General features: G+C 66.9%; 18 protein-coding genes. 11 read left to right on the top strand and 7 right to left on the bottom strand.

The features are described 5' to 3' along the window. From AC5P74_RS14750 to AC5P74_RS14730, 5 genes are all read left to right on the top strand, one after another. Complete coding sequence (locus AC5P74_RS14750) at positions 1-546, top strand: redoxin family protein (RefSeq protein ID WP_095377751.1); 546 nt, start codon at positions 1-3, stop codon at positions 544-546. 57 nt (positions 547-603) lie between these two features. Continuing rightward, positions 604-1344 (top strand): response regulator, encoded by a 741-nt coding sequence (locus AC5P74_RS14745; RefSeq protein WP_005415664.1) that lies wholly within the window; start codon positions 604-606, stop codon positions 1342-1344. Then, positions 1341-2696: a sensor histidine kinase gene (locus tag AC5P74_RS14740; RefSeq protein WP_206620959.1), complete on the top strand. Its 1356-nt coding sequence runs from the start codon at positions 1341-1343 to the stop codon at positions 2694-2696. The genes AC5P74_RS14745 and AC5P74_RS14740 overlap by 4 nt, the downstream gene beginning before the upstream one ends. Before the next feature lie 84 nt (positions 2697-2780). After that, complete coding sequence (locus AC5P74_RS14735) at positions 2781-3794, top strand: hypothetical protein (RefSeq protein ID WP_206620958.1); 1014 nt, start codon at positions 2781-2783, stop codon at positions 3792-3794. Between the two features lie 78 nt (positions 3795-3872). Beyond that, a complete protein-coding gene (locus AC5P74_RS14730) occupies positions 3873-5132 on the top strand; it encodes an MFS transporter (protein WP_346607747.1) in 1260 nt (419 codons plus the stop codon). Positions 5133-5136: 4 nt separating this feature from the next. Here AC5P74_RS14730 and AC5P74_RS14725 read toward each other — a convergent pair whose 3' ends face one another. Continuing rightward, on the bottom strand, positions 5137-6084 hold the full coding sequence (locus AC5P74_RS14725; RefSeq protein ID WP_346607748.1) for a nucleoside hydrolase: 948 nt from the start codon (positions 6082-6084) through the stop codon (positions 5137-5139). 152 nt (positions 6085-6236) lie between these two features. Here AC5P74_RS14725 and AC5P74_RS14720 point away from each other — a divergent pair, with 152 nt between their 5' ends. After that, on the top strand, positions 6237-6557 hold the full coding sequence (locus tag AC5P74_RS14720) for a hypothetical protein (RefSeq protein WP_253134262.1): 321 nt from the start codon (positions 6237-6239) through the stop codon (positions 6555-6557). A 128-nt stretch (positions 6558-6685) separates the two neighbouring features. On the opposite strand, the gene AC5P74_RS14715 is transcribed toward AC5P74_RS14720, so the two are convergent. The 4 genes from AC5P74_RS14715 to AC5P74_RS14700 all read right to left on the bottom strand — a co-directional run bounded on the left by AC5P74_RS14715 (position 6686) and on the right by AC5P74_RS14700 (position 12649). After that, positions 6686-8878 carry a TonB-dependent siderophore receptor gene (locus AC5P74_RS14715; protein WP_329841487.1) on the bottom strand — a complete coding sequence of 731 codons (2193 nt, stop codon included), beginning with the start codon at positions 8876-8878 and terminating at the stop codon, positions 6686-6688. A 356-nt stretch (positions 8879-9234) separates the two neighbouring features. After that, the gene (gene mqo, locus AC5P74_RS14710; RefSeq protein ID WP_346607749.1) at positions 9235-10926 is read right to left on the bottom strand and encodes a malate dehydrogenase (quinone); all 1692 of its coding nucleotides are present in this window, start codon (positions 10924-10926) and stop codon (positions 9235-9237) included. A 154-nt stretch (positions 10927-11080) separates the two neighbouring features. Then, a complete protein-coding gene (locus tag AC5P74_RS14705) occupies positions 11081-11560 on the bottom strand; it encodes a GNAT family N-acetyltransferase (protein WP_053497651.1) in 480 nt (159 codons plus the stop codon). A 183-nt stretch (positions 11561-11743) separates the two neighbouring features. Beyond that, a complete protein-coding gene (locus tag AC5P74_RS14700) occupies positions 11744-12649 on the bottom strand; it encodes a LysR family transcriptional regulator ArgP (RefSeq protein WP_005415672.1) in 906 nt (301 codons plus the stop codon). Positions 12650-12787: 138 nt separating this feature from the next. Here AC5P74_RS14700 and AC5P74_RS14695 point away from each other — a divergent pair, with 138 nt between their 5' ends. Together AC5P74_RS14695 and AC5P74_RS14690 are read left to right on the top strand one after the other, a co-directional pair. Continuing rightward, on the top strand, positions 12788-13423 hold the full coding sequence (locus tag AC5P74_RS14695) for a LysE/ArgO family amino acid transporter (protein ID WP_005415673.1): 636 nt from the start codon (positions 12788-12790) through the stop codon (positions 13421-13423). Positions 13424-13586: 163 nt separating this feature from the next. Beyond that, positions 13587-15575: an alpha/beta hydrolase family protein gene (locus AC5P74_RS14690; protein WP_053497655.1), complete on the top strand. Its 1989-nt coding sequence runs from the start codon at positions 13587-13589 to the stop codon at positions 15573-15575. A gap of 56 nt (positions 15576-15631) precedes the next feature. Here the strand turns inward: AC5P74_RS14690 and AC5P74_RS14685 are convergent, their stop codons facing one another. After that, a complete protein-coding gene (locus tag AC5P74_RS14685; protein ID WP_206620244.1) occupies positions 15632-17386 on the bottom strand; it encodes a peptide MFS transporter in 1755 nt (584 codons plus the stop codon). A gap of 79 nt (positions 17387-17465) precedes the next feature. Continuing rightward, the gene (locus AC5P74_RS14680) at positions 17466-18614 is read right to left on the bottom strand and encodes an acetyltransferase domain-containing protein (RefSeq protein WP_346607750.1); all 1149 of its coding nucleotides are present in this window, start codon (positions 18612-18614) and stop codon (positions 17466-17468) included. Between the two features lie 199 nt (positions 18615-18813). Here AC5P74_RS14680 and AC5P74_RS14675 point away from each other — a divergent pair, with 199 nt between their 5' ends. From AC5P74_RS14675 to AC5P74_RS14665, 3 genes are all read left to right on the top strand, one after another. Next, positions 18814-20778 carry an OPT family oligopeptide transporter gene (locus AC5P74_RS14675; protein ID WP_049435318.1) on the top strand — a complete coding sequence of 655 codons (1965 nt, stop codon included), beginning with the start codon at positions 18814-18816 and terminating at the stop codon, positions 20776-20778. A 233-nt stretch (positions 20779-21011) separates the two neighbouring features. Then, complete coding sequence (locus AC5P74_RS14670; protein WP_005415679.1) at positions 21012-23090, top strand: alpha/beta hydrolase family protein; 2079 nt, start codon at positions 21012-21014, stop codon at positions 23088-23090. A gap of 140 nt (positions 23091-23230) precedes the next feature. Continuing rightward, positions 23231-24475, top strand: a complete 1245-nt coding sequence (locus AC5P74_RS14665; RefSeq protein WP_005415680.1) for a DUF819 family protein — start codon at positions 23231-23233, stop codon at positions 24473-24475. Positions 24476-24480 lie beyond the last annotated feature (5 nt).

Here is a 24480-nt window from a genome sequence, read left to right as displayed (position 1 = left end):
ATGGCCGCACTGCGAGGGTACGCACTGCCGCTGCTGCTGGGCCTGCTGGGCGGAGCGGTGTTGTTGCTGGCATGGCCCAGCCCGGAGGCCGATGCGCGGCCGGCACAGGCCGTTCCCGCCACCGGGTTCGACGGTGGCGGGCCCTGGCACAACAGCCCACCGCTCACACTGAAGCAGTTGCGGGGACAGGTGGTGCTGGTCGAGTTCTGGACCTACACCTGCAGCAACTGCCTCAACGTGGCGCCGTATGTCCACCAGTGGCATGCACGCTACGCGCCGCAGGGCCTGAAGGTGATCGGCGTGCATACGCCGGAATTCGCCCATGAAGGGTTGCCCGGCAACGTGCGCAAGGCCATCGCGCGGTTGGATATCACCTGGCCGGTGGTGCAGGACAACCAGTACCGGATCTGGAACGCCTGGGGCAACCGCTTCTGGCCCGCGCTGTACCTGCTCGACCGGCAGGGGCGGGTGGTCTACCGCCATTACGGCGAGGGCGACTACGCACGTACCGAAAGCGAGATCCAGCGCCTGCTGGCCAGCCCTTGAGCCGCGCTACCATGGCCGCGCAGCGCGGCCCTGACCTCCGTCTTCATCGAGAACGCAATGAACCATGTACCGCACATCCTGGTCGTCGACGATGACAGCGAGATCCGCCAGATGCTGGCCGACTACCTGCAGCGCAACGGCCTGCGCGTGAGCCAGGCCGACGGTGGCCGGGCCATGCGCGCGCTGATGGATACCCATGCGGTGGATCTGGTGGTGCTGGACGTGATGATGCCGGGCGAGGACGGCCTGAGCCTGTGCCGCAACCTGCGCGCCGGCAAGCATCGTGCGGTGCCGGTGGTGCTGCTGACCGCCCGCGATGACGAAACCGATCGCATCATCGGCCTGGAAATGGGCGCTGACGACTACGTGACCAAGCCCTTTTCCTCGCGCGAACTGCTGGCGCGCATCAACGCCGTGATCCGCCGCACGCAGATGCTGCCGCCGAACCTGCAGGTGAGCGAGGCCGGGCGCCAGCTCGCCTTCGGCGAGTGGCGCCTGGACACCACCGCGCGCCATCTGCTGGATGCGCAGGACACTGCGTATCCGCTCAGTGGCGCCGAGTTCCGCCTGTTGCGCGTGTTCCTCGACCACGCCAATCGGGTGCTTAGCCGTGACCAGCTGCTCAGCCTCACCCAGGGCCGCGATGCCGAACTGTTTGATCGCTCGATCGACCTGCTGGTCAGCCGCGTGCGCCAGCGACTGGGTGACGACGCGCGCGAGCCGACCTACATCAAGACCGTGCGCAGCGAAGGCTATGTGTTCAGCGTGCCGGTGCAGTTGCTGGGGCCGGACGAATGAACACCTGCGCACGCCGTCCACGCTGGCCGCGCACGCTGTCGGCGCGGCTGCTGCTGGTCCTGCTGGGCGGACTCACCCTGGCCCACGCGCTGTCCTTCGGCCTGCTGTTCTTCGAACGCTACCAGTCCACCCGTAGCATGATGCTGCGCAACCTCGACGAGGATGTGGCGGTGAGTGTCGCGCTGCTGGAGCACCTGCCTGTGGCGCAGCGTGAGGCCTGGGTGCCGCGGCTGGAGCGGCGCACCTACCGTTACCTGCTGCGCCCGGCCGCGGCCGGACCAGGGCTGCAGACCGACCGTGCACGCCAGGTCACGGCGATCATCGACGACAGCCTGCAGCACCGCTATCCGTTGCAGGCGCGCCAGGTGGCTCGCCTGCCGGAGCGGTTCGAGGTGGAACTGCGCCTGCACGACGGCACACCCTTGACCATTGAAGTCACTCCGTCGGGCCTGCCGCTGGCACGTTGGCTGCCCGCCGTGCTGCTGGTGCAGCTGGCGCTGCTGCTGGTGTGCGCGTGGTTGGCGGTGCGCCTGGCCCTGCGCCCGCTGCAGCAGCTGTCGCATGCGGTGGAGCATCTGCAGCCGGGCAAGGACGGGCCTGCACTGCCTGAAGATGGCCCTGCGGAAGTGGGCGGCGCGGCGGCTGCACTCAATGCACTGCAGGCACGCATTCGTGGCCATGTCAGTGAGCGCCTGCAGATCCTGGCCGCGATCTCGCATGACCTGCAGACCCCTATCACGCGCATGAAGCTTCGGGTGGAGACCCTGCCTGAAGACAGCACCCAGCAGCGGCTGCTGGCCGACCTCGACCACCTGGGTCAACTGGTGCGTGAGGGCGTGGCCTATGCGCGCAGCAGCCACGTCGCCAGTGGCGCGCCGGTGTCGATGGACCTGGGCGCGTTCCTGGCCAGTGTGGTCGGCGATTACGAGGACATGGGAAAGCCGGTCATTGGTGGTGCGCCCGCTGGACTGGTCGTGCAGACCTGGCCGCAGCCGCTGCGCCGGGTGGTCGGCAATCTGGTCGACAACGCGTTGCGTTACGCCGGTGCCGCCGAGATCGAGGCGGGTCGCGATGAGGCCGGAAGGGTGTGGATCAGCATTTCCGACCGTGGCCCCGGTATTCCCGAGGGCCAGCTGCAGGCAGTGCTGGCGCCGTTCCACCGGCTGGAAAGCTCGCGCAATCGCGATACCGGCGGGACCGGCCTGGGCCTGGCCATCGCGGTGCAGCTGGCGCAGTCGCTGGGCGGCTCGCTGCGGTTGCACAACCGCGAGGGTGGCGGCCTGCGGGCGGAACTGCAGCTGCCGGGGCAACGGGCGGGGTCGGATCCCTTGGCCGGTGGCAAAGGGCTCTGACCCCGATGTGGGATCCGCGGCAATCCTGCACGGCCCCGGGATCGGCGATCATCTGCAGGGAGTGTCGAAACCAGGAAACACGCAATGCAGGGAACGCAGCATTCAATCCGGCGTCCGCGCCACGTCGCGCTGCTGTCCGGTCTACTCGCGCTGGCGGCCTGCCAGCGCACACCGGACGCGTCGACCGTGGCACCCACAGCGGGCCCACCGCTTGCCGCCCCGGCCACCGCAGCAGACCTCTCTCCACTACTGGATGCCTTGCCGACCTGCGCGCTGGACGGCTGGTACATCGATCAGCAGACCGGGCGCCCGGCCCATCCCTGGTTGGCGGCGAACGCACCGAAACCCTGCAAGGAAGACGGGGAGAACGAGATCGCCACGTTCTGCGTGCAGGGGCAATGGAAGGGGCTGCCGGTGGAGGAAGTGATCCTGCCGACGATGACGTTCGTTTCGTTCCGTGGGGCCAGGATCGGCCTGCCGCTGGAGAAGGCACGTCCCATCGTCCGCCAGCGTTTCGGGCAGGACTTCCCGGGTGGTGCGGCCTACGAGGAAGGGCGCGAGCCGAAGCTGCTGGCCGACCCGGAGGATGCGCAGCGTTCGTGGCTGCTGTGCAGCACCCCGGAACTGGGCCACGACGTGGACAGCGAGGGAAGCATCAGCTATTCCGGCATGAACCTGCCCTACGATCACGACGGTTGCAGCTACCGCTACAGCCCGGTCGACTTCTGCGATGCGCGGCACCGCGCAGCCATCGAAGATGCCCTCCAGCATCGGAAACCCAATTTCAACCAGTACTATCTGCTGGTACAGGTCGATGATCGACCCGAGTACTTCCAGCGCACGCTGGTACTGGTCGATACCCGCACAGGCAGGGCGACGCCACTGCCGTTCGATGCCTTCACCGGGCCGGCAGGGAAGGGCGGTGATGCAACCGGATACGGGACACTGGAAACGGGCGTGGACCAGCAGCAGTTCTGCCTCGATGGCGCGTTGCTGGTCTACCGCGTGTTCGAGGAGGGGCGCTTCTGCTTCGGCTTTGACGGCGAACGTTTCACCGGCCATGAAACCCAGTACATGCAGGCAGCGGACAGCCGATGACCGGTATTTCACCCCGTCCATGCCACGCTGCGCCGAACCTGTACATCCGGGATCGAGGCTGTTGAAGGCGAATACGCAATGACTGTGGCGCGACAGCGCTCGATGTGGGTGGCCGGCCTGTCCACGGTGGTGGAGTGGTACGACTTCACCCTGTACCTGTACTTCGCCACGGTGCTGTCGCGGGTGTTCTTCGGCGGTGGCGAGCAGGCGCTGCTGGTCACCTTGGCCGGATTCGCCGTGTCCTACCTGATGCGTCCGCTGGGCGCGCTGTGCTTTGGTCACCTGGGTGACCGGCTCGGCCGGCGATGGATGTTGCTTGCGTCGATGGCGTTGATGGCAGCGGCAATGCTGGCCACCGCGCTGCTGCCGACTGCGGCCACCGCAGGCGCCACGGCCGGCGTGCTGCTGCTGGTGCTGCGCTGCGTGATGGCGTTCTCGGTGGGCGGCGAATATACCGGCGTGGTGGCGTACCTGCTGGAAAGCGCACCGGCGCGCCGACGCGGCCTGGTTACGTCATTGGCTTCGGCGGCCAGCGAAGTGGGCGCACTGCTGGCGGTGGCGATCTCTGCACTTACCGTCGCGCTGCTGCCCACCGTGCAGCTGGACCGTTGGGGCTGGCGGATTCCGTTCCTCGTCGGCGCCGCGCTTGCGCTGGTGATCCTGATTGCGCGTTCGGGCATGCACGAGTCGCCGGAGTTCGAGCGCCAGCGCCGCGAAGGCAGCATTCCCGCCACACCACTGCGGCATGTGCTGCAGCATCATCCGTTGGCGGTGGCGCGCACGTTCGCGATTTCGGCGCTGGGATCGATCACTTACTACGTGGGCATCACCTATGTGCCTGCATTCCTGCACGCGCAGGGCCACGATGAGGGTGACGCACTGTGGCTGTCGACGATCGCGGCGGTGGCAGTGATCGCGATCACGCCCCTGTGTGGCGCTTTGTCGGACCGCATCGGACGACGTCCGGTGTTGTTGGGCCTGACCGTGCTGGCAGCGTTGCTGCCGCTGTCCCTGTTTGCGTGGATGGCACAGGCGACAGCGCTGGGCGTCGTGCTGGCGGCGGTGCTGCTGGCTTGCGTGGCCGGTGGTGTAAGCGCGGTGGCGGCCCCGGCCACGGCTGAGCAGTTCCCAGGCGAAGGCCGGGTCAGCGGCCTGGCACTGGGGGTAACAATGGCCACTGCCTTCTTCGGCGGGGCAACGCCATGGCTGGCGCAATGGTGGGTGGAGCGCAGCGGCTGGGCGGCGGCGCCGGGCGCGATGATCGCGCTGGTGGCGGTGCTGGTGCTGCCGGTGCTGTGGACCCTGCCCGAGACGGTCCCGGGCAGGGCCAGGCGCTAGCCGGTCAGACCTTCAGGGTCTGCGCGATGTCGGCCAGTACCGCGGCCGCATCCACACCGATGGCGATCGACTGCACCACGTGGCCGTCCCATACGCTGGGGCCGAATGCCAGGCCTTCCGGCTTGGGAATGGTCATGCCGCGGGCGACGCCGTCGGTGGCCACGCGCACGCTGGCGCGCTCGAACTGGAACAGTTCCGGGCGGGTCAGCGCGATGCACGCGCAGCAGTCATGCACGACCATGCCCTTGTGGCCGGCCTGCAGGTAGAAGTCCACGTAATCCTGCGACAGCGCACGGACCAGCTCGGCGTCGGCACCGCCGATGGCGGCCAGCTTATCCAGGCCGTCACGGTCCATTTCCACGCGGGTGGTCACGTCCAGGCCGATCGCGGTGACTGGCCAGCTGGCGGTGAACACCACGTCGGCGGCTTCGGCATCGCCCCAGATATTGGCCTCGGCGGCCGGGGTGATGTTGCCGTTGACGTGGAAGGCGCCGCCCATGATCACCACGCCGCGTACCAGGCCGGCGATGTCCGGGGCCTGCTGCAGGGCCAGCGAGAGGTTGGTCATGCGGCCGACCGCGACCAGGGTCACTTCGCCCGGATGGGCGCGGACCAGATCGATGATCAGCTGGTGGGCCGGGCGGTCATCGGCGGTCACGTCCAGGCTGGCCGGCACCGGGTGGTTGCCCAGGCCGTTGTGGCCGTGGATGTGCACCGGCCAGGCTTCCGGGGTGGCTTCCGGCTGCAGCGGGCCATCGGCACCGCGCGCGACCGGGGCGGCGAAGCCCCAGGCCTGCTTCAGGTACAGCGCGTTGTGCGTGGTCGACTCCACCGAGGCATTGCCGAAGGTGGTGGTGACACCGATCAGGTCGATCTGGGCGTGCTTGTGTAGGTAAAGCAGGGCCAGGGCGTCGTCGACGCCCGGGTCGGTATCGAAAATGACTTTCAGCATGTTGTTGTTCTTCTTCTTCCGTGTGGTGCGAGGGGCGCCGGCGGCCACGGGGCAGGCCGGCGCGCCCCCACATTGTCCCATCTTGATGACAGGCAGGGCCATTGCCGGGGTGGCAGGCCATAATGCCTCCAGTCCAGGCATGGAGTCGCCGAATGCTGATCGTTGCCCTTCTGCTGATCCTGCTGGTGCTGGGCCTGAACGTGGTGGCCACCGTGGTGATCGTCAGGCGTGATGGACTGTCGGCGGGTGGCCGGACGGTGCAGCTGCTGCTGGTCTGGCTGCTGCCGCTGGTCGGCGCCATCCTGTGCATGGCGGTGGCTACGGCCGATGGCTCGGGCAGCCGGGGGGATGGCGGCGCAAGCTACGACAGCTCAGGTGGCTACTCAGATGACAACCACAGCCATCACAGCCACAGCAGCTCCGACTGCAGCAGTGATGGCGGCGGGGGGGGCGGCGGCAGCTGCGGCGATTGAGGTCCCTGTAGCGTCGAGCCATGCTCGACTGCTCTTCGCTTCAACGTCGCCGTGCCTGAGCAAGAAAGCAGTCGAGCATGGCTCGACGCTACAAGGTGCCGGGCACAGCCCGGCAACCCCTGGCTGCCTCAGAACTTCCAGCGCAGGCTGGCGGATACGAATCGCGGCTCGCCGAAGTTGTTGTAGTCCAGGTTCGCCCAGTAGGTCTTGTCCAGCGCGTTGCGCACGCTCAGCGTCGCGGTCCAGTTGTCGCTGATTCGGTAGTTGGCATTGAATTGGACCAGCGAATACGCTGGCTGGTTCACCGTTACCGTGCCGCCCAGCGGGTAGGCGATGTTGTAGCCCTGCACCCTGCTCTGCCACTGCAGGCCCCCGCCGATGCTCAGGCGTTCCAGCGCGCCGCGCAGCTGCAGCTGGGTGTTGAGCTGCAGCAGGTCCTTGGGCGGGTTGGCGTACAGCAGGTCGGTGGCGGCGCGGGTGACCTTGACGTGGGTGTAGCCGGCATTGACCGTCCAGCCCGGCAGGATCTCGCCGTTGACGTCCATCTCCCAACCGCGCGCCTTGGTACCGTTCACGCCGATGTAGGCCGAGCTGCCGTCGCTCAGCGTGCCTTCCGGCACGCCCATGTCACGCACCGCGTAGTTGTCCTGCTTGGCCTCGAACACAGCGGCATTTGCGGTCAGGCGGCCATCAAACCACTGCGTCTTGATGCCCGCTTCCAGGTTCGAGCCCTGCACCGGCGCCAGCAGGTTCTCGTTGCGGTCCTTGTAGTTCTGCGGATTGAAGATCTCGGTGTAGCTGGCATAGGCCGACACGTTCGGGGTGATCTCGTAGACCAGGCCCAGGTACGGAGTGACTTCATCGCTCACCTTGTATGCACCGCTGGTGCCGGTATAGGCGCCGGTGGCGTTGTAGGAGCGGGTGAGGGTTTCCCAGCGGCTCAGGCGTGCACCGGCAATCAACGACAGCGGATCGGCCAGGTGCAGGCGGGTGGCCAGATAGACGCCGCTCTGCGTGGTCTTCGCTACGCGGCGTGCGCCGGTGCGGGTGTAGGTCACCTCGGAAATGTCGCCGTTCCAGGAGTACACATTGGGGATGTAGTAGCAGCGCTCACGCCCGCAGGTGGCCCAGTCCCCCGGGAAGTTCAGCGACACGGTATTGGTGGTGCCTTCCAGGTCCGACCACTGGGCGCCGATCGTGAGGTCGTGGTCGCGGCCGAACAGCGGGAAGCTGCCGGTCAGGTAAGCATCGACATTGCGGCGGGTGTCCTTCGAATCACCTGCGGCGGCACGCAGGTAGATGCCCGAGCCGGTCACCGGGTCCGGGTTGCCGGTGCCGTACAGGCGCACGTTCTGCACGTTGCCGCGGGTGTAGGCGGTGTTGATCTTCAACAGCCAGTTGTCGCCGAAACGCTGCTCCAGGTTGGCGAAGGCGGTGTTGCTCTCGCGCTTCCAGTAGCTCCACTTCGGCGACAGGTTGGTCGAGCGCGGCAGATGGGCGAAATTGCCCTGGCTGTCGAAGAACGGCACGGTGCCCCAGGTCGAACCGGTCGGGTTGTTGTCCTGGGTCTGGTAGCCGAGGGTGAGGGTGGTGCTGTCGGTGACATCGCCTTCCAGCACCGCCATGCCGGCCATCTTGTTCTCGTCGTAACGGTCGTAGTACAGCCCGCGATCGGTGTAAGCGGCGACCACGCGGCTGCGGAAACGGCCGTCATCGGTCAGCGGCGCGGTGACGTCGGCTTCCATGCGGCGGTAGTCCCAGCTACCGGCGCTGACCGCGAACGACGCGTCGAATTCCTTGCCGGGGCGCTTGCGCAGCAGGTTGACCGTGGCCGACGGCACGCCGGCGCCGCTGAGCAGGCCGTTGGCACCGCGGATCACTTCGATGCGGTCGTAGAAGGCGGTGTCGTATTCCTGGTTGGTGGAGCCGCTGTAGGTGGGAATGCCGTCGACCTGGAAGTCGGTGATGGCGAAGCCACGCGCGTAGTACAGCGGGCGCTGCGTGTCATAGAAGGACACGCTGACGCCGGTCACGTTGCGCATCACATCGTTGATGCTGAACAGTGATTCGTCCTGCAGGCGCTGCAGGCTGATCGCGGTGGCCGACTGCGGGGTTTCCTGCAGGGTGATCGGCAGGCGCGTGGTGCTGGCCGGCGGAGCGGACTGCTCGGCCCGGACGCTGACCCGGTCCAGGGTCTTGGCATCGCCGGCGGCATCGGTGGCGGCGAACGCGGCGGGCGTGGCCAGCAGGGTCAGCGACGAAAGCAGGGCAGCCGGCAGCAGCGCGCGGCGGGGCAGGCGGTTACGGACAGGCAGGGGCATGGTGGGCTCGAGGCTTTTGGAAACGGGGAAGGGCGGCAACAGTCGTCCAGCACCCGGGGCGGCGGCTTCGGGCACGGTCAGGTCCATCTGGAGCGGCGCGATCACTGCGCAGGGTGCAAATGTAAATAATTCTTAACAACATTACAATTCGCGTCATTGTGCAGGGGCTTCCCGGCGCGGAGCAGTGGCGGGCTGGGGTCGGATCCCGTTGCTGCAGACAATGGGCTCTGACCCCATCATCGACGCCCAATCGCAGGTCAGAGCCCTCCCGTGCGGGAGGGATCCGACCCACCTCGCACAAAAACAAACGGCCACCCGAAGGTGGCCGTCCGTCTGCATCGAGGGAACGCGCGGGCTTACAGCGCCTGCAGTTCCTCATTGGCATTGCGCTTTTCCTTCGCCGGTGCCGGAGCCGCAGCGGCCGGAGCCGGCACCGCCGCGTTCGCATCCACCGGCACCTCGAGGTACGGCAGGTGCAGGGTCTGGCTGGTGAGCGTACGGATCTCGTTGACCAGTGCGGCGCTGTCGTTGAGCTTGCGCCCGTACGACGGCACGATTTCGCGCAGGCGGGTTTCCCAACCGGCCTTCATCTGGTCCGGGAAGGCCTTGGCCATCAGGTCCAGCATGATCGGCGGCGAGGTCGACGCGCCCGGCGACGCGCCGAGCAGCGCGGCGATGGTGTGGTCCTTGTCGGTCACGATCTCGGTACCGAACTGCAGCACCGGGCCCTTCAGCGGATCGCGCTTGATGATCTGCACGCGCTGGCCGGCGGTGACCAGCTTCCAGTCACCCGGCTTGGCATTGGGGAAGTACTTGACCAGTTCGGCCTGGCGGTCGGCATCGTTCAGGCGCGCCTGGCCCATCAGGTACTGCACCAGGTCCAGGTTGTCCTTGCCCACTTCCAGCATCGGGCCAACGTTGTTGTGGGTCACCGAGGAATACAGGTCCCACCACGAGCCGTGCTTGAGGAACTTGGTGCTGTACAGCGCGAACGGCCCGAACAGGACCACCGGCTTGCCGTCCAGCTTGCGTGCATCCAGGTGCGGCACCGACATCGGCGGCGAACCGGTTTCGGCCATGCCGTAGGCCTTTACGCCATGGCGCGAGGTCACGTCCTGGCCCTGGAAGGCGAGGAACTGGCCACCGACCGGGAAGCCTGCGTAGTCCTTCGATTCGGGAATGCCCGACATCTGCAGCAGCTTCAGCGCGGCGCCGCCGGCACCGATGAACACGAAGCGGGTGTGAGTGGTGGTTTCGGTGCCGGCCTTGAGATCCTTCACCGTGACGTTCCAGCTCTTGTCGGCGTTCTGCCGCAGGGCGGTCACTTCATGGTTCAGGTGCAGGCTGAAGTTCGGGCTGCGCTGCAGGCCGGCGGTCAGCTGGCGGGTGATCACACCGAAGTTGACGTCGGTACCGAGCGGCATCCAGGTCGCGGCAACCTTCTGCTTCGGGTCACGGCCTTCCATCAGCAGCGGGGCCCACTGCTTGATCTGCGCCGGATCCTCGGAGTACTGCATGCCGTAGAACAGCGGGTTCTTCACCAGGGCCCGCTGGCGCTTGTGCAGGTAGGCGATGTTGTCATCGCCCCAGACGAAGCTCATGTGCGGGGTCGGGTTGATGAAGTCGCTGGGCTGGCTCAGCCGGCCTTCCTTCACCTGGTGCGACCAGAACTGGCGCGAGACCTCGAACGATTCGGCGATGCCGACCGCGCGCTTGGTCTCGATGCTGCCGTCGGGCAGTTCCGGGGTGTAGTTCAGTTCGGCGAACGCCGAGTGGCCGGTGCCGGCGTTGTTCCAGCCATCGGAGCTTTCACCGGCGACGCCGTCGAGGCGTTCGTAGACCTGGATGTTCCAGTCCGGCTGCAGTTCCTGCAGGTAGGTGGCCAGGGTGATGCTCATGATGCCGGCGCCGACCAGCACAACATCGACGGGCTTGTCGTTGCTGGCGGCGGGCACGGAGCGCTGGGTCAGCGGCCAGTACAGGAACAGCGCGGCGGCCAGCAACAGCAGCACGAGCAGGGCGAGCAGGGCCTTGCCAAATTTCTTCATGGGGGCGGGATCGTTGGCGGAGGGGAAGGGGTCAGGATGCGCGTGGGGCAGGGAAAGGGCGTGAAGAAACAACGCCTTGCAGCATCCATCCGCGATTCTAACCGGATCCGGTCGTTTTTTGATGCAACGCAGCATCCGACGTTTCGCGACGCTGTCACGTGGGCGGCAGGCGGCGCCCGGCGACGGTGGGGACCAGCTCAAGGATCTCGTCGCCGGCCTCATCGAGCTCGCCGGTCGGGCGCCAGCCCAGGCGGCGGTAGAAGCCATGCGAGCGCGAACGCGGGTCGGCCGAGCAGGCCAGGAACAGCCGCTGGTGGCCGGCATCGCGGGTCAGGCTGACCACGTCCTGCAGCAGCTGGCGGCCGATGCCGCGGCCCTCGTAGTCCGGCAGCAGGGCAAGCACCAGCACCTCGCCGCTGTCACGATCGGCGAAGCAGTAACCGGCCATGCGCTCGCCGTCCCAGGCGACGCGGCCGATCGAATCGCCCTGGGCGATGCCGGCTGCCCAGCTGTCCTCGGTGATGCCCAGTTCTGCCAGCTGGGCCGCACTGAAGGCGTTCTCGCGGGTGCGCCCGCGCAGGTCGATGCAGGCGGCGGCATCTTCGGGGCGGGCGTCGCGGACGAATACAGGCATGCAGGGCATCCTTGCAGTGATCGGCCGACCAGTATCCGCATCACGCATGGACCTGGTGTGGAGCTTACGTGGAGATCCGATGGAGCAAAAAAGGGGACGGAGGGGATTAAGTCGTTTAAGACCCAAACGACATCCGGGGCAAAGACGACTTAATCCCCTCCGTCCCCTTTTTCCCGCTGGGCGTCAGCGCTTGCGCCGGATCAGCGCGGAGGACGCATCCAGTACCGCGCGGGTCAGCAGGGCCATGGTCTGCACGTCGCCCTTCCAGTGCTGCCAGTACAGCGGCACGTCCTCCCACGCGCGCTGGCGCACGTAGACCAGGCGGCCTGCGTCCAGGTGCCGCTTGACCAGCGGCAGCGGGTTCATGGTCCAGCCCAGTCCGCCGAGGTTGGCCTGCACGAAGGCCCGGGTGGAGGGGATCCACCAGGTCGGTGCGGTACTGGGCAGGTCGTCGCCGGCCATGCGCCGGGCGAAGCGCGACTGCATTTCGTCCTTGCGGTTGAACACCAATACCGGCGCCTGTGCCAGCGCCTGCGCGGTCACGCCCTTGGCGAAGTGGCGTTCGCGGAACTCGGGGGTACAGGTGGCGGCGTAGCGGATGCTGCCCAGCGCATGGATCTGGCAGCCCTGCACTGGCTCGTCCAGCGTGGTCACTGCGCCCAGCACCGTGCCCTGGCGCAGCAGCTCCACGGTGTGGTCTTGGTCTTCCACGCGCAGGTCCAGGGTGGTGCCGGTGGTCTGCGCGAACTGGTAGGCGGCCTGCGGAAACCAGGTTTCCAGGCTGTCGTGGTTCACCGCCACCGGGATGCTGGCCTGGGGCAGATCCTCATCGGCCAGGCCCATCCGGTGCAGCGCATCGTGTTCGAGCAGGGCGGTCTGCTCGGCCAGCTGCACCAGCAGCTGCCCCTCGGCGGTGGCCGTGGCAGGCGTGCCGCGCTTGACCAGCAGGCGGCCGATCCGGTCCTCCAGTGCCTTGACCCGCTGCGAGATGGCCGAGGGCGTGACATTCAACGACTGTGCGGCGCGGTCGAAGCTGCCTTCGCGGATCACCGCGGCCAGGGCGCGCAGCTGGGCATGATCGATGCGCATCGAATTAAGCTCCGCTAATGTTGGTTTAGGAAGTTTAGCTCGTCTTTTCCATGTTGCGGCGCGACAATGGCGTCCGTTCCGGTGCTGTCCGCCTTCGCGAGGCACCGTCCCCCCAAGCAATACAAGGCAGTGAATCCCATGTTCTCGGTCATCTCCGCCAGCACCGGCCTCGGTGCCTGGTTCTCTGGTGCAGCCACCGGCATCGGCCTGTTCGCGGTGGTCGGCGCCCAGAGCGCCTTCATTCTGCGCCAGGGCATCCTGCGCAAGCACATCGTGCCGGTGGTCGCCACCTGCGCGGCCATCGATGCCATCTTCATCTTCGCCAGCGTGGCCGGCCTGCGCACGCTCACCTCGGCGCTGCCGTGGCTGACGACCGCCGTGCTGTGGACCGGTGTCGCGTTCCTGGCCTGGTATGCGATGAAGTCGGCACGCCGTGCGATCGCCGGGGGGGGTGGCATGGGCGAGGCCGACAGCGATGACGGCAGCCGCCGCGCGGTGCTGATGGCCGCGGTCGGCTTCTCGCTGATCAACCCGCACTTCTGGCTGGACATGATGGTGATCGGTTCCATCGCCGAGAACTTCGGCAACGCCCGCATGGCCTTCGCCGCCGGCGTGGTCACCGCCAGCTGCCTGTGGCTGACCGCGCAGGGCCTCGGCGCCCGCCTGCTGGCGCCGCTGTTCACCAAGCCCAGCACCTGGCGCGTGCTCGACGGCACCATCGCCGTGATCCTCAGCATCCTGGCCCTCATGTTGGCGGTGCGCGGGGTCCACTGACCCGGTGCACGCCCCCCGAACCCACGTCCTGACTCTCTCTCCAAGGTAGTGGCAACGACGGCACCGGCAACGGTGCCGTCGTCTTTTCCGGCTCTGGCGTCAAACGCTCGGCCCTGCCTAGAATCGGCCACCAGGACAAGGTGTCCACAGGAGCAGGGGAAGGATGCACAAGACCATTCTGGCGGCCGCACTGGCCGTCATCGGGGGCGTTGCCGCAGGCAGCGCGGGGGCGGTGGACCTGACGCAGTACCTGCGCCGGGAGACCTTCACCGATATCAAGATCTCGCCGGGGGGCGAGTACGTGGCGGCAACAGTGCCGAAGGAAGACAGCACCGCGATCGCGATCCTGCGGTTGAAGGACAAGGAGGTGGTCGGCAGTTTCTGGCCGCCCAGCCGCAATCATGCGCAGGAATTCGACTGGGTCAGCAACGAGCGCCTGTTGATCGGCCTGGCCCAGAAGTGGGGCTCGCTCGACCAGCCCAATCCCACCGGCGAACTCTATGCCATCGACGCCAATGGCAACCGTGGCGAGCTGCTGGTCGGCTATCGCGTCGAAAGCAAGGGCCCGGGGACCCGCATCCAGCCGAAGAAAGTCGAAGCCGTGGCCGCCTTCCTGGCCGACGACCTGCCGGGTGACGAGCGCAACGTGCTGGTGACCGTATGGCCGCTGGCCGAGGATCCGTTCACCCGCGTCGATCGCATGGATGTGACCACCGGTCGTCGCTCGCGGGTGGCGTCTTCGCCGGTACGGCGCGGTGAGTTCACCACCGACGGCGCCGGCGAGGTCCGCTTCGTGCACGGCTCGGGCAGCGACAACATCAACAAGCTGTATTTCCGCGAACGCAGTGGCGACAGCTGGAAGCTGATCAATGATGAGGCGGTCAGCAAGCGCATCGAAACCGCCCTCGGCTTCTCGGCCGATGACAGCCTGGCCTACCTCAACGTCGAGCAGACCCAAGGCCCGGATGCGATCGTCAGCTGGAACCCGCAGACCGGCGAACGCGCGACGCTTCTGCGCGACGAGGTGGTCAATCCGTACCGCATCATCCACCGGCCCGGCACCCATGTGCCGGTAGGCGCGCTGTACCTGGGTGACAAACCGCGCACGCGCTTCTTCGATGAAGGCTCGGCCGATGCGCGCCTGTACCGCAGCCTGGAAGCCGCCTTCGGAGGGCCCGTCTACATCACCTCCAGCACCCGCGATGGCCGTGTCGTGCTGGTGGAAACCTGGTCGGGCTCGAACCCAGGCGATTTCTATGTGTACGACACGGTGGCGCGCAAGGCCGATCACCTGATCAGCCGCAGCGACTGGATCGACGTGGACCGTAGTGCCAGCGTGAAGCCGATTGCACTGAAGGCGCGCGACGGGCTGCCGCTGCATGGCTTCCTGACCCTGCCGGCCGGCAGCGACGGGCGCAACCTGCCGATGGTGGTGATGCCGCATGGCGGCCCGTTCGACATCTTCGATTCCGGCCAGTACGACCGCGAAACGCAGATGCTGGCCGCGGCCGGTTATGCCGTGCTGCAGGTCAACTTCCGTGGTTCGGGCAACTACGGCCGGGCCCACACCCAGGCCGGGGCGCAGCAGTGGGGCGCGGCGATGCAGGACGATGTCACCGATGCCACCCGCTGGGCAATCAGCGAAGGCATCGCCGACGGCCGTCGCATCTGTATCTACGGCGCCAGCTACGGGGCCTACTCGGCGATGATGGGTGCCGCCCGCGAACCCGGGTTGTATCAGTGCGCGGCGGGCTATGTCGGGGTCTACGACCTGCCGATGATGTACACCCGTGGCGACATCCAGGACCGGGGTTCAGGCGTGACCTACCTGCGCGAATGGCTGGGGGATCCGGCCAAGCTGGGTGCGGTGTCGCCGGTGAACATGGCCGAACGGATCAAGGTGCCGGTGTTCCTGGCCGCCGGTGGCGAAGACAAGCGCGCGCCGATCCAGCACACCGAGCGCATGGAAGCAGCGCTCAAGCGCGCCGGCACGCCGGTGGAAAGCCTGTACTACAAGACCGAAGGCCACGGCTTCTACACCGAGGCCCATCGCAGCGAGTACTACGACAAGCTGCTGGCCTTCCTGGCGCGCAGCCTGGGCGGCAAGACTGCGACGACCGCGCCCGCGACCGGCAAGGACAAGGCGCCCTGAGCTGACAGGGCGGTGGATGATCATTCCGCCGCCCTGGTTTTCCGCAAGCGCGGGGTTTACTTCACCCCGTGCATCATCTTCTTCAGCAGCGGTGCGGCGATGAAGGCCGCCAGTGCGCAACCCAGGCCGATCCACATCAGCAGCCAGAACAGGTGCGCATAGGCGCCGGCTGCGGCCACCATGTCCAGAGATTCGCCTTCCGGCACCTCGATCGCGGCCAGCTTGCCGAACAGCGCGGCCAGCGTCTCCGAGAATGCAGTGGCCAGGAACCAGGTGCCCATCATCAGGCTCATCACCCGCGGCACGGCCAGCTGGGTCACTGCCGACAGGCCGACCGGCGACAGGCACATCTCGCCGCTGGCCAGCAGGAAGTAGGCCAGCACCAGCCACCACACGCTGGCCATCTCGCCAGTGGCGCCCACCTGCTGCGCCGCCAGTGCCAGCGGTACGAACGACAGTGCGCCAATCACCAGGCCCCAGGCCGACTTCACCGGCTTGCCCGGCTCCCAGCCGCGGCGGTCCATCCACGTCCACAGCGCGGCGAATGCCGGCGCCAGCAGCACCAGGAACAGGCCGCCGAGATAGGTGAGCGAGCCTGCGGTCTGCGGGATCACCAGGCAGTCGCGCACCAGCAGCACCAGCATCAGCACGACAATGGCGGCGAAGAACGTGCGCGGCGCAGCCGAGCCCGGGCGGCGCTCGGACAACCGCGCGCTGATCACGAAGCCCAGCGGTGCCAGCAGCAGCGAGATGATCGACCACGGCAGCGGCGTGCCGCCGGTGATCACCAGCGAGGGCACGATGTCCTTGGTCAACAGGCGGTCGGTGAAGGTCACCCACGAGCCGTAGGACTGCTCGTACATCGTGAAGAACACCAGCGCCATGAAGATCAGCACCATCAGCGCGATCATCTGCTGGCGCTGCACCGGCGTGCACTTGCTGCCGGTGAACCAGGCGAACCAGACCAGCACGCCGCCCAGCACCACCAGCATCAGCATCAGCGCCAGGCTGATTTCTCCGCCCAGCGCGAACGCGCCGTTGCCGGCGGCCCACATCAGCCACGCCACCGGCAGCACACCAAGCACCGCGCACAGGTAGATGAGCCATTCGCGCGGCAGGCCCATCACCTTCTGCTTCAGCGCCGCCGGCTGCGGCGGTTCGGCGTGGCCCTGCAGGTACTTCTGGCCCCACAGGAACATCGCCAGGCCGGCCAGCATGCCGATGCCGGCTGCACCGAAACCGTACTTCCAGCCATAGGCCTCGCCGAGGAAGCCGCACACCAGCGAGGAGAACAGCGCGCCGAGGTTGATGCCGGCGTAGAACAGCGAGAAGCCCGAATCGCGGCGCGGGTCATCCTTGGCGTACAGCTTGCCGACGATGGTGGAGATGTTCGGCTTGAGGAAACCGACGCCCATGATGATCAGCGCCAGCGACAGGTAGGTCACCGCCAGCGCCGAGGTGTCGCGCACCACTTCGCCGTTTACCCGGTAAGCGGCGTGGCCCTCGAAGGCCATGCCGAGGTGGCCGAGCACCAGCAGGATGCCGCCGAACAGCACCGCCCGCCGCATGCCCAGCCAGCGGTCGGCCAGCATGCCGCCGAACACCGGGATGCAGTACACCAGGCCACCGTAGGCACCGAGCAGGTCCAGGCCGGCCTTGTCGCCGAACAGGTGATATTTGGTCAGGTACAGCAGCAACAGCGCCTTCATGCCGTAGAAGGAGAAGCGCTCCCACATTTCAGTGAAGAAGCAGACGTAGACGCCCTTGGGGTGGCCCAGGAAGTCGTCGGAAGCGATAGCGGTGGAATTCATCGCGGAATTATAGGCCTGTGGCCTGATCCGCTTTCAGTAGATCCACGCCATGCGTGGATTGCCGGGCTGGCCTGGGCGATCACAGGTATCGCAACCAAGGCAGATCGCGCCTTCGCGCTTTGAACCGCGCGAAGGCCCGCGTCGGCGGGTACAGCACCACCGCCAGCGCACAGGCCACCAGCAGCAGGCCGCTGACCGAATCCAGGGCATACAGCTCGCCATGGGTCGGCCCCCAGGCCGCCAACGCGGCCAGGTACAGCCCCTTCAGTACGTACAGGTGCAGCAGGTAGAAGAACATCGGCGCAGCGCCGATATCGGCCAGCGGCTGCAGTGCCCGCGCCAGCGGCGGCCATTCGTACAGCCGCAGCAGCAACACTCCCACGCCCAGGGTCAGCAGCAGGAACTGCAAGGACGGCGGGTACTTGGTGACGTTGAAGATGCTCAGCCAGGTACGCAGCGTGGTGGCCTGGTACTGCCAGGGCGCATCGCCATATTCGTTGGCCAACCGCAGCAATGCGAACAGGGCCAGCGCGCTGACGCCTGCCCACAGCAGCCAGCGCTGGCGCTGCTCCGGCGCGCGCGCGCGGCCAAACCAGGGCCCCATCAGATAACCCAGCGCAATCACCCCGATCCACGGCAGTACCGGATAGGAGGTGCGCAGGCGCAGCGTGCCAGCCTCGATCCAGTCGCGCTGGTGCAGTACTTTCCACAGCACCGCCAGCAGGCCATTGCCTTGCACCCGAAGGCCGTCGAACAGGTTGTGCCCGGCCACCACCGCGATTGCCAGCATCAGCAGGGCCGGGCGTGGCAGCCACAGCAGGCCGGCCAGCGCGATCATGCTCAGCCCGATGGCCCAGATCACCTGCAGGTACAGCGTGTGCGGCGGCAGCTGGAAGGTCCAGGCGAAGTTCACCAGGGTCAGTTCCAGCACCACCAGGAACAGCCCGCGCTTGAGCAGGAAGGCGCCTGTGGCCCGGCGCGGATCCGGCTGGCGCTGGCCGTACAGCCAGGCCGACAGGCCGGTCAACAGGACGAACACGGGTGCGCACAGGTGGGCCAGCAGACGGCAGGCGAACAGCGCAGGGGAGACCGTGGCTGCGTCCATCGGGTCGCTCACCTGGTGCTGCAGGAAGAAGGTCTCGCGCACGTGGTCCAGCAGCATCAGCAGCATCACGGTGCCGCGCAGCTGGTCGATGGAGGCCAGGCGGGGAGAGGGGGAAGGGGGCATGCGATGCGGAAGCTACAGGGTAGTATTAAGATATAACATATCAATTCAGGTGATCCCAGCCGGACTTTGCCGTGTCTGCCGATTCCGGCTTCACGCACAGCCTCATTGCGCTGTGGCGGCTGCCCCATCCTTTGGCACGCTGGACTTGATCTGTCCTGAACGCTAGCGTGACAGGGATTTTTTGCCAGCAGGGGCTTCCATGAACCACGACGCTGCGCCCAAGCAGCTCACCTTCCGCGCAGTGGCCCTGGCCATCGTGCTGGCGGTGGTGCTGTCGGCCGCAAACGCCTACCTCGGCCTGTTCGCAGGCCTGACCATCGCCACCGCCATTCCCGCCGCGGTGATTTCCATGGGCGTGCTGCGCCTGCTGGGCGGTGGCTCCATCCTTGAAAACAACATCGTGCAGACCGGCGCCTCGGCCGGCTCGTCGATCGCCGCCGGTGTGATCTTCACCATCCCGGCGCTGGTGATCATGGGCTACTGGCCGGACTTCAAGTACTGGTGGGTGCTGGGCATCGCCGGCCTGGGCGGCCTGCTGGGCGTGCTGTTCTCGGTGCCGCTGCGCCGTTCGATGATCGTTGAAGACCCGCTGCCGTTCCCGGAAGGCAAGGCGGCGGCGGAAGTGCTCAAGGCCGGTGAGAACCCGGGTCCGGGCCTGAAGATCCTCGGCCTGTCGGCGGTGATCGGCGCCTTCGTCAAGCTGGCTGCGGAAAGCGGCATGCGCCTGATCCCGGACGCCTGGGCCACCTCGGCCTATGTCGGCAGCTCCAAGGTCACCGCCTTCATCGGCACCAACCTGTCGCCTGCACTGCTGGGCGTGGGCTACATCGTCGGCCTCAACGTCGGCATCGTGGTGGTGTCGGGCTCGATCCTGACCTGGCACATCGCCATTCCGATCTACCAGGCGTTCTTCATGAACACCGATCCGGCATTGGCCGCGTCGGTTGCTGCGGCTTCCTCCACCGAGGCCGCGTTCGCCATCTGGGGCGCGAAGATGCGCTACCTGGGCGTTGGTGCGATGCTGATCGGTGGCATCTGGACCCTGATCTCGCTGCGCAAGTCGCTGCTCAACGGCGTCAAGAGCGGTTTCGCCGCGGCCCGCAAGAGTGGTGGCCCGGTGCTGGCGCATACCGAGCGCGACCTGCCGATGAAGTGGATGCTGGTCGCCCTGGTGGCGTTCGTGCTGCCGCTGCTGGCCCTGTATCAGGCCATCGTCGGCCAGTGGCACGTGTCGATCCCGATGACCCTCATCATGATCGTCGCCGGCTTCCTGTTCGTCTCGGTCTCGGCCTACCTGGCCGGCCTGATCGGTTCGTCCAACAACCCGGTCTCGGGCATCACCATCTCCACCATCCTGTTCGCCTCGGCCGTGCTGGTCGTGCTGCTGGGCGCTGACGGCCTCAAGCCGGTCGGTGCCGGCGGGGCGCCGCTGGGCGCGGTGGCCGCGATCATGATTGGCGCGGTGGTGTGCTGTGCCGCTGCGGTCGGTGGTGACAACCTGCAGGACCTCAAGGCCGGTTACATCGTCGGTGCCACCCCGTGGAAGCAGCAGCTGATGCTGGGCATCGGTGCGTTCTCGTGCGCACTGATCATGGCCCCGGTACTGAACCTGCTGGCCACTGCCTACGGCATCGGCGTGAAGTCCGAGCTGCACCCGAACGCGCTGGCTGCGCCGCAGGCCAACCTGATGGCCTCGGTGGCCAAGGGCCTGTTCGGCGGTGAACTGCCGTGGACCTTCATCGGCATTGGTGCTGTGGTCGGCGCTGCCATCATCGCCTTCGACAGCTGGCTGAAGTCCCGCAACGCGCGCTTCCGCGTGCCGGTGCTGGCCGCCGCTATCGGCATCTACCTGCCGCTGGAACTGATGGTGCCGATCTTCCTCGGCGGCCTGATCGCCCATCTGGTCGAGCGCTTCCACAAGGTGCGCGCCGATGACGAAGAAGGCCGCGACCGCGTGCACAAGCCGGGCGTGCTGTTTGCCGCCGGCCTGATCACCGGTGAGGCACTGATGGGCATCGCCATCGCGATTCCGATCGTGGTCAGCAGCCGCGCCGACGTGCTGGCGGTGCCGTTCCACCTGCCGGGCGCACAGTGGATCGGCCTGGCCGTGCTGTTCCTGGTCGGCTGGCTGATCTACCGCACCGGCAAGTACGCCAAGGCGTAAGCAATGGGGTCGGACGCCTTCCCGCAGGGAAGGGCTCCGACCCCGCGCTGACAGCGTCTGGGGTCAGAGCCGATTCCGCCGGAATCGGATCCGACCCCGGCGTCCCCGCAAACCCCGCTTCGGCGGGGTTTGCGGTTTCTGGCGATTGCCCGCCTGCAGCCATGACCGATGGCCTTGGCAGCCCCGGCCATGCGGGCCTACCATCGGTTTTTTGCCGTCCTGCGGAGACCCCGATGAAACTGCGTCATGCCCTGCTGCCACTGAGCCTGCTGGCCGCCCTGCCCAGCGTCGCCGCTGCCCGTGGCCTGGAAGTCCGCGACATGGTGGCCATGGACCGCGTCTCCGCGCCGGTATTGACCGCTGACGGCGGCACCGTGGTGTTCGCCAAGCGCAGCGTGGATGCCAATCTCAAGGCCTCCACCGCGCTGTACGCGCGCAACCTGCGCACCCGCGACGCAGCGCCGCCGAAGCAGATCACCCCGGCCGGCTGGAACGTCAATTCCGCTTCGCTGTCGGCCGATGGCCAGACCGTGTATTTCCTCAGTGCCAGGAACGGCAGCCAGCAGCTGTACGCGCAGCCGATCAGCGGCGGCACCCCGCGCCAGCTGACCGACTTCCCGGTCGACGTGGACAGCTACCGTGTGTCGCCGCAGGACGACCGCGTGTTGTTCAGCGCCGGCGTGTTCCAGGCGTGCGCCTCGGACCTGGCCTGCACCGAGAAGAAGCTGAAGGAAAAGAAGGACGCCAAGGCCAGCGGCCAGGTGTGGGATTCGCTGTTCGTGCGCCATTGGGATACCTGGAACGACGGTCGCCGCAATACCCTGTTCGTCGCTCCGCTGCCGGCAGCCAAGGCCGGTGCAGTCAAGGGCGCTTCGGCGCTGAGCGCGACCATCGATGGTGATGCGCCGTCCAAGCCGTTCGGCGGCAATGACGACTTCGTTTGGTCGCCGGACGGCGCCAGCGTGGTGGCCAGCATCCGCGTGGCCGGCAAGCAGGAGCCGTGGTCGACCAACTTCGACCTGTACCGCTTCGACGCCGCCGGCAAGCAGGCGCCGGTCAACCTGACGGCCTCCAACCCGGCCTGGGATGCCGGCCCGGTGTTCAGTGCCGACGGCAAGACGCTGTTCTACCGCGCGATGAAGCGCCCGGGCTTCGAGGCCGACCGCTTCGGCCTGATGGCGATGGACGTTGCCAGCGGCAAGACCCGCGAGATTGCCCCGCAGTGGGATCGTTCGGCCGGTGGCATCACCCTGTCCGCCGACGGCGCCAGCATCTACACCACCGCCGACGACCTCGGCGAACACCCGCTGTTCCAGATCGACGTGGCCAGCGGCAAGGCCACCAAGCTGATCGGCGACGGCAGCGTGACCGCGGTCGACGTGGCCGGCAACAGCGTGGCGATCACCCGCAACAGCCTGAAGAGCAACGACCAGGTGCTGGTCGGCCTGCTGCCGGCCGCGGGCGAAGCCATCGGCGAACTGCGCGCGCTGACCCCGGCCGCAGGCGAGGTGCTGAAGGACGTGTCCTTCGGCGACTACGAGCAGTTCGAGTTCAAGGGCTGGAACAACGACACCGTGCACGGCTACGTGGTCAAGCCGCACAACTACCAGGAAGGCAAGTCCTACCCGGTGGCGTTCCTGATCCACGGCGGCCCGCAGGGCAGCTTCGGCAATGGCTGGAGCTACCGCTGGAACCCGCAGACCTACGCGGGCCAGGGCTACGCGGTGGTGATGATCGACTTCCACGGCTCCACCGGCTATGGCCAGGCATTCACCGATGCGATCAGCCAGCACTGGGGCGACCGCCCGCTGGAAGACCTGCAGAAGGGCTGGGATGCGGCACTGAAGAAGTATTCCTTCCTCAACGGTGACAAGGCCTGCGCGCTGGGCGCCAGCTACGGCGGCTTCATGGTCAACTGGATCGCCGGCAACTGGAACGGCCCGTTCAAGTGCCTGGTCAACCACGACGGCGTGTTCGACCAGCGCATGATGGGCTACGCCACCGAAGAACTGTGGTTCACCGAGTGGGAGCAGGGCGGCACGCCGTACCAGAAGGCCGCCAACTACGAGAAGTTCAACCCGGTCAACCACGTGGCGGACTGGAAGAAGCCGATCCTGGTCATCCACGGCCAGCAGGACTTCCGCATTCCGGTCGAGCAGGGCCTGGCCGCGTTCACCGCCGCCCAGCGCCAGGGCATTGAATCGAAGTTCCTGTACTTCCCGGATGAAAACCACTGGGTGCTGAAGCCGAACAACAGCATCCTGTGGCATGACACCGTCAATGCCTGGCTGAAGCAGCACATCGGCAATTGATGATTGCAGCGCCGCCCTTCGGGGCGGCGCTTTTGTTTCACCCTTTGCTTTACCGGTGGGTGCCGACCGTTGGTCGGTGCACCTTCCGGATCTGCCGCCAACAGCAGCCGGCCAGCGGCCGGCTCTACCAGAGCGCCTGCATGCCTTCGACTGCCCTGATCCAGAACGACATCGTCGTCTTCGGTTTGATCGCCGCCACCCTTGGCGCCGTGTTCTGGACCGCCTCGCGAGAGCAGGGCCTGTGGAAGCGCGTCTACACCTTCGTGCCGGCCCTGCTGCTGTGTTACCTGATTCCCGGCATCTACAACACTGTGGGCCTGATCGACGGGCAGAACACCCGGCTCTACAACCCGATCGCGCGCGACATCCTGCTGCCGGCGGCGCTGATCCTGCTGACCCTTGCGGTCGACATCAAGGGCATCCTGCGGCTTGGCCCGAAGCTGGTGCTGATGTACCTGGGTGCCTCGGCCAGCATCATGCTCGGTGCGGTGGTGGCGTTCCTGCTGATGCGTGCCGTGCATCCGGAAACCGTGGCCGGAGACACCTGGGCCGGCATGGCCGCGCTGGCGGGCAGCTGGATCGGCGGCGGCGCCAACATGCTGGCGATGCGTGAAGTGTTCGACGTCAATGCGACCACCTTCGGACAGTTCGCGGTGGTCGACGTCGGGGTCGGCTACGTATGGATGGCCGCGCTGATCTTCCTGGCCGGGCGCGCGGCGAAGATCGACGCGCGCAGTGGCGCCGATACCTCGGCCATCGATGAGCTGAAGGAGCGCATCGCGCGCTTCCAGGCCGAACACGAACGCATTCCCAGCCTGACCGACCTGATGCTGATCGTGGCGGTGGCCTTCGGCGGTGTCGGCCTGGCTCACGCCATTGGCGCACCGCTGGCGGCGTGGTTCAAGGCGAATGTCAGCTGGGCTGCGCAGTTCAGCCTGGACGCGCCGTTCGTGTGGGTGGTGGTGCTGTCGACCACGCTCGGCCTCAGCCTGAGTTTCACCCGTGCGCGCAACCTGGAAGGCGCGGGCGCATCGCGCCTGGGCTCGCTGCTGCTGTACTTCCTGATCGCCTGCATCGGCATGCAGATGGATCTGCTGGCGCTGCTGGACCGCCCGTGGCTGTTCCTGCTGGGCATCATCTGGATCAGCGTGCACATCGTGCTGCTGTGGTGCCTGGGCAAGCTGCTGAAGGTACCGTTCTTCTATTTCGCCATCGGTTCGCAGTCGAACATCGGTGGCCCAGCCTCGGCGCCGGTGGTGGCCGCGGCGTTCCATCCGGCCCTGGCGCCGGTCGGCGTGCTGCTGGGGACAATGGGCTATGCCACCGGCACGTACCTGGCCTACATCGTCGGCATCACCCTGCGCGCGCTGGCCGGGCAGGGCTGATACGG

The sequence above is a fragment of the Stenotrophomonas sp. YJH_SMC_94-11 genome (assembly GCF_059370435.1).
This window is presented reverse-complemented; position numbering and strand designations above follow the sequence as displayed.